The 13337-nt window shown below is 61.0% G+C and carries 10 protein-coding genes; 3 read left to right on the top strand and 7 right to left on the bottom strand.

The window, feature by feature from the left end; genetic code table 11:
- Position 1: 1 nt before the first annotated feature.
- Positions 2-1819: an allophanate hydrolase gene (gene atzF, locus HCO70_RS02660; protein WP_172296094.1), complete on the top strand. Its 1818-nt coding sequence runs from the start codon at positions 2-4 to the stop codon at positions 1817-1819.
- 200 nt (positions 1820-2019) lie between these two features.
- Here atzF and HCO70_RS02655 read toward each other — a convergent pair whose 3' ends face one another.
- A complete protein-coding gene (locus HCO70_RS02655) occupies positions 2020-4374 on the bottom strand; it encodes a TRAP transporter fused permease subunit (RefSeq protein ID WP_172292805.1) in 2355 nt (784 codons plus the stop codon).
- 55 nt (positions 4375-4429) lie between these two features.
- Positions 4430-5482 carry a TAXI family TRAP transporter solute-binding subunit gene (locus HCO70_RS02650; protein WP_172292803.1) on the bottom strand — a complete coding sequence of 351 codons (1053 nt, stop codon included), beginning with the start codon at positions 5480-5482 and terminating at the stop codon, positions 4430-4432.
- Positions 5483-5632: 150 nt separating this feature from the next.
- Between HCO70_RS02650 and HCO70_RS02645 the strand changes: the two genes are divergently transcribed.
- Positions 5633-6142, top strand: coding sequence for a MarR family winged helix-turn-helix transcriptional regulator (locus HCO70_RS02645; RefSeq protein ID WP_172292801.1), 510 nt, complete (start codon positions 5633-5635; stop codon positions 6140-6142).
- Positions 6139-7785 (top strand): sulfatase-like hydrolase/transferase, encoded by a 1647-nt coding sequence (locus HCO70_RS02640; RefSeq protein WP_172292798.1) that lies wholly within the window; start codon positions 6139-6141, stop codon positions 7783-7785. Before HCO70_RS02645 ends, HCO70_RS02640 begins: the two co-directional genes overlap by 4 nt.
- 1020 nt (positions 7786-8805) lie before the next feature.
- Here the strand turns inward: HCO70_RS02640 and HCO70_RS02635 are convergent.
- The 5 genes from HCO70_RS02635 to HCO70_RS02615 all read right to left on the bottom strand — a co-directional run bounded on the left by HCO70_RS02635 (position 8806) and on the right by HCO70_RS02615 (position 13254).
- The gene (locus HCO70_RS02635) at positions 8806-9696 is read right to left on the bottom strand and encodes a LysR substrate-binding domain-containing protein (RefSeq protein ID WP_172292796.1); all 891 of its coding nucleotides are present in this window, start codon (positions 9694-9696) and stop codon (positions 8806-8808) included.
- A gap of 123 nt (positions 9697-9819) precedes the next feature.
- The gene (locus HCO70_RS02630; protein ID WP_172292794.1) at positions 9820-10554 is read right to left on the bottom strand and encodes an SDR family oxidoreductase; all 735 of its coding nucleotides are present in this window, start codon (positions 10552-10554) and stop codon (positions 9820-9822) included.
- Between the two features lie 40 nt (positions 10555-10594).
- Complete coding sequence (locus tag HCO70_RS02625; protein ID WP_172292792.1) at positions 10595-11596, bottom strand: acetamidase/formamidase family protein; 1002 nt, start codon at positions 11594-11596, stop codon at positions 10595-10597.
- The gene (locus tag HCO70_RS02620) at positions 11593-12399 is read right to left on the bottom strand and encodes a creatininase family protein (protein WP_172292790.1); all 807 of its coding nucleotides are present in this window, start codon (positions 12397-12399) and stop codon (positions 11593-11595) included. Before HCO70_RS02620 ends, HCO70_RS02625 begins: the two co-directional genes overlap by 4 nt.
- A 144-nt stretch (positions 12400-12543) precedes the next feature.
- Positions 12544-13254: an RraA family protein gene (locus HCO70_RS02615; RefSeq protein WP_172292788.1), complete on the bottom strand. Its 711-nt coding sequence runs from the start codon at positions 13252-13254 to the stop codon at positions 12544-12546.
- Positions 13255-13337 lie beyond the last annotated feature (83 nt).

Raw genomic sequence — 13337 nt, 5'->3', positions numbered from 1 at the left:
GATGGATACAAGGGTAAGCGGCGCGCCCGATCTGGGCATTGCGGCCCTGCACGAGAGGTACGCCGCCGGCGAGACCCCCGCCGCGATCCTGCGAGATGTCTACGCCCGAATAGTGGACGTGGCCGATCTGGGCATCTTCATTACGTTGCGGGAGGAAGCAGATGTCGCGCAAGACGCTGCCGCCCTGCCCCCGTTCGACCCCGTCGCCTACCCGCTCTGGGGTATTCCCTTTGCGGTCAAGGACAACATCGACGTCGCCGGGCTGCCAACAACCGCCGCCTGCCCCGACTTCGCCTACGACGCCGACAAGGATGCGTTTGTCGTTGCCCGACTGCGTGACGCGGGCGCCTTGGTAATCGGCAAAACCAATCTCGATCAGTTCGCGACCGGACTGGTTGGCGTGCGCACGCCCTACGACGTGCCACGCAATGCGCTCGACCCTGACATCGTTCCCGGCGGCTCCTCCTCCGGCTCCGCCGTCGCGGTTGCGCAGGGCATCGTCAGTTTTGCCTTGGGCACCGACACAGCCGGCTCCGGTCGTGTACCCGCGGCGCTCAACAATATCGTCGGAATCAAACCGACCCTCGGCCTGCTAAGTGCCACCGGCATGGTCCCCGCCTGCCGCACGCTCGACACCATCTCGGTATTTGCCACCGGGGTCTCGGATGCATGGACCGTGCTGAAAGCTGCGGCCGGTTATGACGCGAAGGATGCCTATTCGCGGGCCCTGCCCATTCCTGCGCTCGACAACCGTCCTGTCCCTGTCATCGGCGTTCCGGACGTGGCGTCACGCCGTTTTTTCGGTGATCGAGTACAGGAAGACGCATTCGACGCAGCACTGGAAAGGCTCCGCGCGCTCGGCGCGAATCTGCAGGAGATCGACCTGTCGCCCTTCTACGACACCGCAGAAATGCTCTATTCCGGTGCCTGGGTCGCCGAGCGTATGGCGGCCATGGAAACGATGATGCGGGAGTCCCCCGATTCCGTGCATCCGGTGACGCGATCCATTGTATCGGCCGCGGACAAGCTGTCCGCCGTCGATGCCTTCCGTGGTGTCTACCGCTTGGCGGAACTTAAACGGGTGGCCGAGCCGGTACTCGCCCAGATCGACATGATGTGCGTGCCGACGATCCCGACCTTCTACACTCTGGCGCAGCTGGCGGCGGACCCTATCGGCCCAAATGCGCGTCTCGGAACCTACACAAATTTCGTAAACTTGATGGATATGTGCGGGCTGGCAGTTCCGACATCTACACGAACCGATGGCCGACCGGGCAGCGTGACCTTGCTCGCCCCCGCCGGTCGCGACGGCCTGCTGGCCGCCTGGGCAGCCCGGCTCGAAACGGATGCAGGACAGAGCCCCGGTACCGGCCTCACTACTCCCGCGCCGTTGATCATCACCCCGAAGATAGGCCCCAACGAAACCATAATCGCCGCTGTCGGCGCACATATGTCAAACCTTCAGTTGAACCATGAACTGACCGACCTTGGGGCACGATGCCTGGGACCAGCGCAAACCAGCGAGGACTATCGCCTGTATCGGCTTCGCGGGGGGCCCGTGCCGAAGCCCGGTATGCTGCGCGTCGCAAAGGATGGGCGCTCTTTGGAAGTCGAACTCTGGGCACTGAAGACAGCGGCCGTGGGAGCCTTCCTGTCGAAGATTCAAGCGCCCCTTGGGATCGGAACCATTTCCCTTGCAGATGGACAAAGCTGCAGCGGCTTTCTCGTCGAATACGCCGCAGTAACGGACGCCGAGGACATAACGTCCTACGGTGGCTGGCGTTCATACCTAGACGCAACACATGCACTCACGGCGTGAGCCAGGGAACGGCCTTTGGCCCAGCTCACGCCTCCGCCGGCCGCTGATAAGCACGAACCGTAAATGCACTCTTGTCGAATTCCGGTTGCACACCGGCCCGATATCCAATCCTGACCCGAGCAGATAGGAGACCACATTACCGAGCCACTGCGTCGTTACGCCGTGACAAGGCCAGCGACGAAGAGAGCACCTGACCCCTTTCAGTTCAGGCTTTGCCGAGCCAGGTCTTGCGGATCCCCGACTGCAGGCGGCTGGTTGTCAGTCGCCGCGGTTTCGCGCTTTCCGGCTGCCAACGCATGGATGGCAATCAGGGCCAGTCCAAAGACAATACCCACCCACATGACAGTGGCCGTTTTCCAAAGCACGATCACCGCCAGCAGCAGGCGCAGCGCTGCCTCCCACAGTTTGACCGGCCCGCGATCGAACCGCGCCAGGGCGGAAGCTACAAGATACAGAGCCAAGACCAAGCGCAGGCTCAGCAGCCCGATCGCAAGCCAGTCGGTCTGCCCGCTATAGCCTTCGATCAGGGTCTTTCTGCCCATCTCGTCGGTGATGGTCACGGCGTCGTCGATCAGCAACAGCTCCGGATACCACGCAAAAACGAATGGTATCGTGAACATGACGATCCCGACTCGAACCGCCGCAATGCCCGTCCGCATCGGTTCGGTCCGTGTGATTGACGCTGCCGCGAACGCGGCTATGGCCACGGGCGGTGTGATTGCCGAGGCTACCGCAAAATAGAAGACAAACATATGCGCAGTGAAAAAACTGACTCCCAGGTTGGCCAGGAGCGGCCCCAACAGGAGCGCGACGTTCACATAGGCCGGAACCGTCGGCATCCCCATGCCCAGCACGATGGCGCAGAACATCGCGCATGTCAGCGCCAGCATCAGGTAGACGCCGCCGACGATGTGGATCTCGAACCCGAAGATGCGCAGCACCTGCGCATGTTCGAGCCAGGTCGTCACCGCGCGGGTCAGCTCGCCGGTCAGGCCGCTCTCGTTGAGGAAAGCCGCGATGATCGACACCGCGAAAAGCAGCAGGAAGAGCCGGGACAGCAGGATCCCGCCATCCGCGAGCGAGGCCAAGACCCGTGAAGGGTGCGCCCTTGTCCCGGGGTCGAGGAACAGCAACGGAATCAACACCGCAACAGCCCACCAGCCCGCCGACACCGCATCGCCGGTGGCATTCTTGATTGTTTGCACCACGCCCGCAGGCAGAACCGACGCAAGAACGCCCGTATCGATCGAGTCCTTGTTGCCAAGCAAAAGCAGCAGGATCGTGAGGATCGGCAGGAAGATGATGATCAGGTTCAGCCAGTCCTGGCGGTCCATGATCAAATCGTCGGGAATGTCGCGCATTGGCTCGATCCTTTCCCGGCGGGCCTGGAATACGACAGCGAGGAAGATCGAGAAGAAGAAGAACATCGCTGGCAGGAATGCCGCGGTGATTACCTTGGTGTAGGGCACCGCGGTCAGCGCGACCAGCACGAAAGCCGCCACACCCATCACCGGCGGCATGATCTGCCCGCCAGAAGAAGCTGCGGCCTCGACCCCGCCCGCGAACTGCGGCGAAAATCCGTTGCGCCGCATCATCGGGATGGTCAGGCGCCCAGTGGACAGAACATTCGTCACCGGCCCGCCGGTAATCGTTCCGAACATGGCGGAGGACACGATAGCGGCGTGGGCCGGCCCGCCTCTCAGCCGCCGCGTGGCCATCACCGCAAGCTTGATGAGCGAGGTTCCGCCCGCTGACGTCCCGAACAGCGCGCCGAGGATCACGTAGGGAAAGACCTGGTTCACGACGATATCCATGAACCGGCCCATGAACCCGTCCGGCGAGATGAACACGTTTGTCGCCTTCTGGATCGCTGCCGCGGCAACGTCACCGCCATCCGCACCAAGTTTGGTCAGCAGGAAGTTGTGGTCGGAGAGGTCGAACATCCAGATCAGCGCGGTGCCCACGGTGTAAAGCACCACCATGCTGGACACTATGACCAACGGCAGTCCCCAGACCCGCACATTGTATAGGAAGAACAGTATGATGATCGTGAACAGCAGCGGGATCGTCCAGAGCCCGAACCGCGCCTGACAGGCGGGCACTTCCGCCTCCAGTGAGATACCGGGTATGACCCCGGCAGACCGCTCCGCCGCCTCCTGCATCAGGCGCGCCCGCTCGCCGGTAATCTGGTCGATCAGGCAGACCGAGTCGATCTCGACCAGATAGCCGAACGCGCCGAGAAAGGCCGCAACGATGAGCCCGATATCCAGCAGCAATCCCAGCCACGCCAGGTGCGGCTTCTCCTCTTTCCACGCCCGGTAGACGCTGGAATCCAGCGCCACGATTACCATCATCACGAAGAACACCGGAGGATAGAAATACTCCGGAGGAAAACCGGATATGCGAAAGAACGGGCGCCCCGTCACCTCGCGTGCCCAATCCTGCAGACCGGGTATCTCGGGCATGGTGTTGATCATGCCGACGATGACGAGCAGCAGGGCCAGAACGTACGCGATACGCTGTCCGAGCGGGCGACTTTGAGTGGGATCTGTCATGGCAATTGCCTGGTGGAGGGGCGTGGCCGGTATTCCGGCCACGCCCGAACTGGCCTTACGGGCGCAGACAATCGGCGACGGTGTGACCGGCGTCCTCGAAGGCGCGGATGGCGCCGGGGTGCATCTTGATCTGCACCGCTCCGCAAGCACCCTGGCTCACGCCGTCAATGTCACCAAAGCTCATCATCGCGTAGGGACCGCGCGGCGACCCCTTCAGAAAGCGGTCCTCGCCCTCAAGATACGCCTTTGTGATGTCGTAGACCAACTGTTCGTCCAGTCCGGCGGGCACAATCTGCCCGAACGCGGTGGCGAAGCTATCGAAGGTATCGTCGTCGGTGATAACTGTGATGTCATTGCCGGCATAAGCCGCGCGGAAATCCTCAACCGGCACCGAATATGGCGCATGGCCCGGTGCAGCGAGGATTTGCTTGCCCAGTTCGCTGTTCAACAAGTCGGACGGCACGTCGAAGAGTGTGATCCCGCCCACCGCGGCAATCGCGATCTGACGGCCCGAGGGTAGGCCTTCCGGAATCGTCCAGGCATCGGCTCCGCCCCCGGTGATCGTCGAGACCGTATCCGGCCAGGGTGTCTGAACGCCTTCGTAGCCCTCGCCGTCCTTGGCTCCGGCCAGGAGCTGCAGCATCGCACGCCCGGAGGTCAGCGCCGCCCCACGCGGCGGCCCATTCCAGATACGCAGTCCCTCAAGGTTGCGAATGTCCTCGACGGGATTGCTGTTATAATACCCGAACAGCTGCGCCGAACCGGCGTTGAAAAAGATAACCCGGATGTTCGCGGCCAGTTCCGCACCCTTCTCCGGTCCGATACCGGCGTATGGCCCGATTCCCTTGGACAGCAGGAACGGCAGAATCAGCGGCGCTGGAGCCATGTCCAACCGCCCTTCGGCAACCGCCTGAACCGAATTGGTCAGGGTCGCGCCTTCGGTGATCTGCAGAGTGGCCACGCCCGCGCTGTCCAGAACTGCCGCAAGCGTTGTATCGATGTAGTGCGGCGTGGATCCGGGGGTCGTCGTCTCGGCGGTCAGCGTCGCCTGAGCCGCTGCCGAAAGCGGCGAGAGCGCCAGCGCAGCACCCAGAATCATGGTCCTCATAAGTCTTTTCCTCCCTGATTGGCACGCCATCCTCCAGGCGTGCGGCCGGTCCCCGAACATGAGTTGAGGAAGGCTCAGCCAAGACTGGCAAAAATTATATGACTTGTCACGCATTATATTTTCGGGCTTTATCATAGGCGGAGGAGACTGATGACCGATCCAGAAAACATTGATCCCGCGCGGATCCGCGAAAGGCGTGCCCAGGAAGAGCTCAATATCTTCTCGCGACTACCCGCAGTCTATGCAGCCTCCCGCGTTCAGGGTCAGCGCTTCCTTCAGTTCGGCGGTGGTTTGTCGATCGTCGAATGGCGCACGCTCTGGGACCTGTGCGACGCCGGCCCGATGACGATCCGCGATCTGGCGGCGATTCAGCAGTCCGACCATTCCCTCCTCAGCCGCGCCCTGCCCGAGATGCACCGGAAGGGTTACGTGACCAGCCACCGCGACGACCGCGACAAGCGGCAGACCATCGTCGAGGTCACCGCCAAGGGCCGCGCTGCCTATGAGGTCGCCGCCCCGGTGATGGCCCGCCGCCGCGCCGCGCTGCGCGAGGTGCTGACGGAAGACGAGATCCGCCAGTTCCTTGCCCTGCTCGACCGGGTCGAGGCTTTCCTGCGCACCCCGGCGGACGACCTGCTCGATATGGAAATGGCGAAATGACCGATCGTCCCAACGTTCTGTGGATCATGGCCGACCAGCTTCGGTACGATTATCTCAGCTGCTACGGCCACCCGCATCTGCACACGCCGCATATGGATGCTCTTGCCCTGCGTGGGGTGCGATTCACCAATGCCTACGTCCAGTCGCCCGTCTGCGGGCCGTCGCGGATGTCGGCCTATACCGGCCGCTACGTGCGCAGCCACGGGTCGACGTGGAACGGCATGCCGCTGCGTGTGGGCGAGCCGACTCTGGGCGATCACCTGCGCGAGGCCGGCGCGCGGGCGGTGCTGGTGGGCAAGACACACATGACCGCCGATGCGGAAGGGCTGGCATGGCTGGGCATAGACCCGTCCAGCGAGATCGGCGTGCGTGTGTCCGAATGCGGCTTTGAGCCCTTCGAGCGCGATGATGGCCTGCACCCGGACAGCCCGCGCCAGCAATGGTCGGCCTATGACGATTACCTCGTCGCGCACGGCTTCGCGTCGGAGAATCCGTGGGAGGACTTCGCCAATTCCGGCCTCGACGCTGACGGCGAACTGCTTTCCGCGTGGCTGCTGAAGAACTCCCGCCTCGCAGCCAACGTGCCCGAGGAGCATTCCGAAACCGCCTACATGACCAACCGGGCGATGGATTTCATGGAGCAGGCGATGGCGGACGGGCGCCCGTGGATGTGCCACCTGTCCTACATCAAGCCGCATTGGCCCTATATCGTCCCGGCGCCCTATCACGACATGTACGGACCCGAGCACATCATTCCGCCAGTTCGTTCCGAGGCGGAGCGCGGCACCGACCATCCGCTGGTCGCCGCCTATCACGAGGCCCGCGTCTGCCGCAGCTTTTCCCGCGATCACGTGCGCGAACAGGTCATCCCTGCCTACATGGGCCTGATCAAGCAGCTCGACGACAATCTCGGCCGGCTTTTCGCTTGGATGGAGGAAAAGGGCTTTCGCGAGAACACCATCGTCGCCGTTACCTCCGACCACGGCGACTACATGGGCGACCACTGGATGGGCGACAAGGATTTCTATCACGAGATGGCGGTCAAGGTGCCGCTGATCATCGCCGATCCGCGGCCGGCGGCCGACAGGACACGCGGTACCGCCACCGATGCGCTGGTCGAGATGATCGACCTCGCGCCGACCTTCATGAACGCCCTTGGGTGCAAGCCGAAGCCCCATGTCATCGAGGGCCGCGACCTGACCCCGTTGCTTAACGGCGAGGACGGCTTCTCGCGGCGCTACGTGATCAGCGAACACGATTACCACTGGTCCGACATGGCCCGGTCGCTGCAGCAGCCGCAGGAGAACGCGCATACGAAGATGATCTTCGACGGGCGCTGGAAATATATCCGCTGCGAAGGGTTCCGTCCGGTTCTGTTCGACCTGGACACCGATCCGCAGGAGCTGGTCGACCTGGGTGCGTCGGAGGCGGCGGAGCATGTCGCGGTACGCACCCGTATGGAGCAGGCGCTGCTCGACTGGGCCACGCGCCACCATACCCGCATCACCGCGACGCCCGCCGTTCTTGCGCGGCAGACCAAGGCCGCGGAATCCGGCATCCTGATCGGTTTCTGGGACGAAGAGGAATACGAGGCGGCGACGGGCATTCCTTTCGAAACCCTCTCACCGGTCGGCCGCCGCTAGTTTAGCGCGACAAGCGACAACGGTGACGGCTCTCTTTTTGCCTCACTTAGGTCACTGGAAATTTTCGGCCGCGCCCTGGCGAAATACCTTTGGGAAAAATCATTCAACGCATTCTACAAGTCAAATCCAACCATCCCAAATTCAAAGAAACACTTCCCAAAAGGACAGGCGGAAATTCACGAAAGACACGCGCTGGTGTTGTGGCAGTAACGGCATGCCCCAACAGGCAGGGATCGCACTCGATGCCTGCCCGGCCCGAGAGTACGTCAAACTACGTGGCGGAAGGTGTGGGATACGAACACACGGAACCTCTCGGTTCAACGGTTTTCAACAACAGCAAAGATACCATATTTAGCGCTATTAGCCCAATGAAATTATCTTCGCGCCAAATATAGATTTCGTTGCGATGAAAGAAACAGGAAACATCCCTCGCCGCGGGTCAGATTCTGGGACAACATATGCCGGCCAAATGGGAGGTTTCTCCCTCTCCCACTGCTGTTCCCCTAAAGAGCCGCCGTTCCCACGCCTCGTAGCGCGCTGATGCTAAAACAAAACGCTCCGTGGACGATCACGCGCCGCTGCACAACCCTGAAAAAGTCACTGCCAAATGCGACATTGACCCGCGGACCCGGCGACCAACGCCGCCCTGTAACTGCTGCCGAAAACAGGCCGAAAACCAAAGTTGCACCATTTCCCGGTACACTATCATCCATTCCGTTTGGGCGGGTCGCTTGCATGTTTATCGTCAGGATGCGAACCGCTTAAGGTGCGAGTGGATGGCACTGGCAATCGGCAAGTCGCCGTTTCGGGTTGAAGCCAGCGCTAAACATTTCAGCTTCCCGTCTGAGAATGAAAATTGGTCGGGCTTGCCTGGAACTCGCGGCTGTACTGTACCCTAGGAGGGCACGCTCCAAGCCCGCCCCTGTCAGAACCACCCGTCGCGCAACCGTTAATCGAAACCGTCGCGAGGCCGGTCAGAATCTTTCTGACACCCCCCAGTGTTTCCAGTCCGAAACCCATTCACGGAACAGACTTCATAAGCACGTCACGCACGGTATCAATGAATTGGGACGCAAGCCGCGAAGGTGGTTTCATGTTCGGCGTAATAACATCGAGCCGGATGGGTATCGACGGCTTGAAGGGTACGACAGCGATGTTCGAGTACAAATCCTCAAGTTGAGAGATGTTTTCTACAATTCCCACGCCAGCGCCCTGCTGAACGAGGCCCCAGGTCGTAAGTATCGACGTGGCTTGGATGCTATGCCGGATCTCTACTCTACTCGAGGTGAACGCCGCCTCGATGAATGGGTTCAGCTTGCTGTCGTTGGGATACGTGATCAGTGGTTGGTTTTCCATATCCAACGCAGTCACATGACTTCGTGAAGCGAACGGATGGCCTAGTGGTACGATACAGGCCATGTCGCGTTCCAAGATCGTCTGGGATTGCAGGCTGGAATGGATAGGCACGAGAAAGGATAGGCCTATATCTGCCCGTTGCGTTGCGACATATTGCATTGCCGCATTGCCTTCGCGCTGCGCAAAACTGATCTGGACCTCGGGACGGTCTTGCTTGAAACGCGCGATCGCCTTCGGAATGACCACCTGGCAGACTGGCGGAACTCCAACAACGCTCAAGGCGCCCGTGCGACCTAGGCGCACATCGCTGACGGTTTGCCGGACCGTGACGACATCCTGAAACACCCGCTCAACATCGTGTAGAATGACCATTGCATCGTCGGTAGGCAGCAGCCGCCCCTTGATGCGGTGAAAAAGCTTGAAACCCAGACGATCCTCGGCATGGCGCAGAATTTTCGTCGCGGCGGGCTGACTAAGGTTAAGCGATCGTGCTGCAGCGGTGACCGACCCTGTAGTTATGATCGCATAGAAGATCTCCATCTGGCGAAAGTTCATCTGCCCCCTTCCCGGAATGATCTGAACCCTCCCATAACCTCAGGATATACCGACCGCTCCGTTGCGGCAAATATCGCGGACCGACGTTTCCTTGCGAGCCCGTCAATCGGCCGATAGGTAAGCCTAGATTGCCTCATCGCGAGGGTCGGCCGTCACGGCATCAAGTTCTCGAGCCTTTTCGGTGCAGTGCGCTGCCATGAACCGCGTGACCGTCCGCACCGGAACTAGATCGGCCTTGGCGATCTGGCTGATCTGGTTGATGCGGGATTGGCGGATGGTTTCCTGCATGTCGGTATCTGTGGCCGGCACATTGACCGAGAAGACTTTCAGCCCGGTGCCGGCGTTTTCCAGCGCGGCGACCTCGGAAAGCATCGCGACGGCAGCTTTCGAGGCACAATAGGCGGCCCAGCCATCGAAAGGCCTATTAGCGGCGCCTGAGGCTACATTTAGAATCGTGCCACCCGCGTCCCGAACCGCTTCGATGGCCGCATTCATGCAGCGCAAGACGCCCGTCACGTTGACGTCTAGCAGACGGTTGACCTCTGTGCCGATCATGCTTTCACCGATAGGTGCAATACAATCCATCACGCCGGCATTATTGACCAGGATGTCGAGCCGGCCGGTCTCTGCCAGAATCTGGGTGACTGCGTTGCTGACGGACTCGTCCGAAGTCACATCAAGTGCAATCCAGCGTGTGCCATCAGGTGCGGACTGCACACCGCGGGTTCCGGCATATACCGTAGCTCCGGCTGTGCCCAGCAATATGGCGGTGTCGCGACCGATGCCGCGACTGGCGCCGGTGACGAGCGCGACCTTAGCGCGCAGATCTGGAAACTGTAGAGTTTTCGAATTGTCCATGGTGTGATCTCCGGAATCCAGTCATTGCGTGGCGCGAGCGTTAGACACAGGATTTCGGAAATTCGACACCGCAGCAGAACGCACCCGACGTGTTCTGGTAGATATGTGTTCGCACCAGCGAATTCGCGGTCATGTGCAGCACTGCCTCGCGTTTTGACATGCCGTAGTCCTCAACCAGCCAGCGGATCATGTTGATGAAGACCCAGGTTAATGCCCGGTCACGGCCGCCGGCATTGCGGGCGCTCTCGACCTGCACCAGGCTATTAGGTTTCTCAATCCTGAGCGCACCGGGGATCTGACGGCCCTTCATGACTTCTACCGAAAGCAGCAGTTCTGCAGCGGTTTCGTTGGCGATACCCGTGAATTCAGAGTCCCCTTGCGAAGCATGGACATCACCGACAAACAGCAGCCCCCCCTCATGGGCCGAATTCAGTTCTACCACATTCCCGGCGCTGACGTCGCGTACGTCCAGATTGCCGCCCCAGGCGCCTTGCGAGATGACGGTATTCTCGACGCCGCGCTCGGGTGCGGTCGCAATAACGCCAATAAAGGGCGCGAGGGGCCAGCGAACTTCGCGGCCGACATCCATCACCGCTTCGCCATCGGCGAAAGTACCGGAAGGGCCGGGCACATGGCGGATGATGGTGGCGAAGTCCTCATCGATCTCTGCAAAGTACGCGAGCGTGCCGGTCATGCCGCGTGCCTTTAGCATGCCGGTCCAACCCCAGTCGCGGATTGCAATATCGTGGATATGCACGCGCAGCGCATCGCCAGGCTCGGCACCCTCGACGTGGATCGGGCCGTTCACGGGGTTTGCCCGAAACACCTGCAGTGCGCCGATTGGAGGTTTGGTCAGATCCGGTCTGGCTCCAGGTTCATTCAGGCTGTCGAACCAATTGTCGAGCGTCTCGACTGCAAAGATCTCCCCCTGTCGAACCCGGAGCGCCGGTTCCAGGTGCGCTCCGAATTCTACGTGGCCGGCGGTGTCCCGGCCGAGTTTTTTCGGCCCAGTCACGGTGGTGCTGGCCGGGCGCTCGGTCACCACGGCTTCGCCTCGCAGCGAGTATCAACCTGCTTAAAACGCTCGACGATCTCTACGCCCTTATCGACCAGGCCATTAAAGATCTTTTCGCCCACCTCCTTGCTGGCGATCGAGGCGTCACCTCGGACGCCGTTCGGGGATAATTCGCTGTAATCCACTGGCAAATAGAACATGTGCTTGCCAAAGGTCATCTGGGTGAAACTGGTGGCACGGAGGCCCTGGAAATCATTCTTGATCTCGGTCTCGATCAGATCACTGCGCACGTCATCGGGAAAAAGGTGCAGATTAAGCGACATGATCGGGTCGCCGCCGTGGCCGATCGGCGGGTTGGGACGCTCGTAGATCTCTTCCAGCCATTCCGGGGTGAACCAGCGGTACTGCTCGACCATCGAGATACGGATACCCTCGGAATCCTTAAAGTCCCGGATCAGGTTTTCCAGGATCGGCACGTTGCCGTGATCTCCCGAGACCAGCATCAGATGATCGAGCCCGAAGCGCGTGAAACCCCGGCAGACATCCCAGACCAGATTATAGAGCGTCTCACGTCGCAATGCGACGGCACCAGGAAAATCCCGTGCGGCAGCGCCCTCGGAGAAGGGAATGACAGGGGCGCTGATCGCCCCGGTGCGCCTCGCCATTTCGAGTGAGAGCGCATTGGCCAGGCGGAAATCGCCGGTCGGCGTTTGTGGTCCGTGCTGCTCGGTCGAGCCCATCGGGATCAGGATCACCGGGTTCTTTTTGAAGGCCATTTCGGCCTCGCGATAGGTCATGCGGGCCAGTTCGTGTTTTGCAGGTTGATCCATGGAGAGCTCCTTTGACGACACGCCTTCTCCGGTCGGCGTCGATCGGCGCCGGGTAGGGATGTCGGGTCTGCTGTGGATGGGCCCCGATCCGTCGAACGGCAACGGGCGCCCTGTAATTAGTGTTTGGTCGGTCCGGCCTGCCGCTCAGGCGCCCGGTTCAATCTCGCAACCGGTGCGCTCAAGCTCGGCATTGGTCGCGTCGTAGATGGCAAACTTTCCCGGCTCTTCCGGGTGTAACCAGTCCCATTCCTTTTTGATTAGCGCCTCGCCGCGTTCCAGAACTAGTTCGGCGTCCGCAGGGGGGATCGCCACGATGCCGGTATTATCGGCCATGATGATGTCGCCCGGGTGGACGATGATACCGCCGCAGCTGATCGGAGTATTTATCTGCCCCATCGGCCGTGAGGCAGCTGGCGCGATTGGAGTCAGGCCAAGAGCAAAGACCGGCACACCGGCTTCTTCAAGCTCTTCCTTGTCGCGGACCAGACCGTCGGTCACGAAGGCCGCGATGCCCTTCGCCGCGGCCATCTCGGCCATGATCCCGCCGAGCAGCGCGTTGTTGCGGTCGAACCAGTCGTTGACGACGATAATGTCGCCGGGCTCTGCCATTTCCATCGCCTTCTTGACCATGGTATTCGCGCCGGGGTGCACCATGACCGTGATCGCATGGCCAATCACCGGCTTTTCCACTGGAAAGACCGGTTTGATCCGGTGATCCATGGTCATGAGCTTGCCCATGATGTCCGAACAGTTTGAGGTGAACAGGTCCTTAAACCGCTCCAGATCCAGGTTCGGAGTCGGTGGGCGTTTGCGTACTGTGTAGCCTAGCCGGGCGTCTTTCCAAGTGAACGACATTTTCGTAACCTCTGTCCTATTGTGTCATGTGTCTTCGTTTGCGGGCGGTGCGCCTTGCGGCCGAAAAGGCCAGTCGCGCCGTA

The organism is Pseudoruegeria sp. HB172150, assembly GCF_013184805.1.
In the GTDB taxonomy this organism is placed as follows: Bacteria; Pseudomonadota; Alphaproteobacteria; order Rhodobacterales; family Rhodobacteraceae; genus Psychromarinibacter.
This window is presented reverse-complemented; position numbering and strand designations above follow the sequence as displayed.

Bases quoted from the DNA above. Each gene is read 5' to 3' on its own strand.
- atzF (WP_172296094.1), top strand. From the start codon at position 2: ATGGATACAAGGGTAAGCGGCGCGCCCGATCTGGGCATTGCGGCCCTG.
- HCO70_RS02655 (WP_172292805.1), bottom strand. From the start codon at position 4,374: ATGACAGATCCCACTCAAAGTCGCCCGCTCGGACAGCGTATCGCGTAC.
- HCO70_RS02650 (WP_172292803.1), bottom strand. From the start codon at position 5,482: ATGAGGACCATGATTCTGGGTGCTGCGCTGGCGCTCTCGCCGCTTTCG.
- HCO70_RS02645 (WP_172292801.1), top strand. From the start codon at position 5,633: ATGACCGATCCAGAAAACATTGATCCCGCGCGGATCCGCGAAAGGCGT.
- HCO70_RS02640 (WP_172292798.1), top strand. From the start codon at position 6,139: ATGACCGATCGTCCCAACGTTCTGTGGATCATGGCCGACCAGCTTCGG.
- HCO70_RS02635 (WP_172292796.1), bottom strand. From the start codon at position 9,696: ATGAACTTTCGCCAGATGGAGATCTTCTATGCGATCATAACTACAGGG.
- HCO70_RS02630 (WP_172292794.1), bottom strand. From the start codon at position 10,554: ATGGACAATTCGAAAACTCTACAGTTTCCAGATCTGCGCGCTAAGGTC.
- HCO70_RS02620 (WP_172292790.1), bottom strand. From the start codon at position 12,399: ATGGATCAACCTGCAAAACACGAACTGGCCCGCATGACCTATCGCGAG.
- HCO70_RS02615 (WP_172292788.1), bottom strand. From the start codon at position 13,254: ATGTCGTTCACTTGGAAAGACGCCCGGCTAGGCTACACAGTACGCAAA.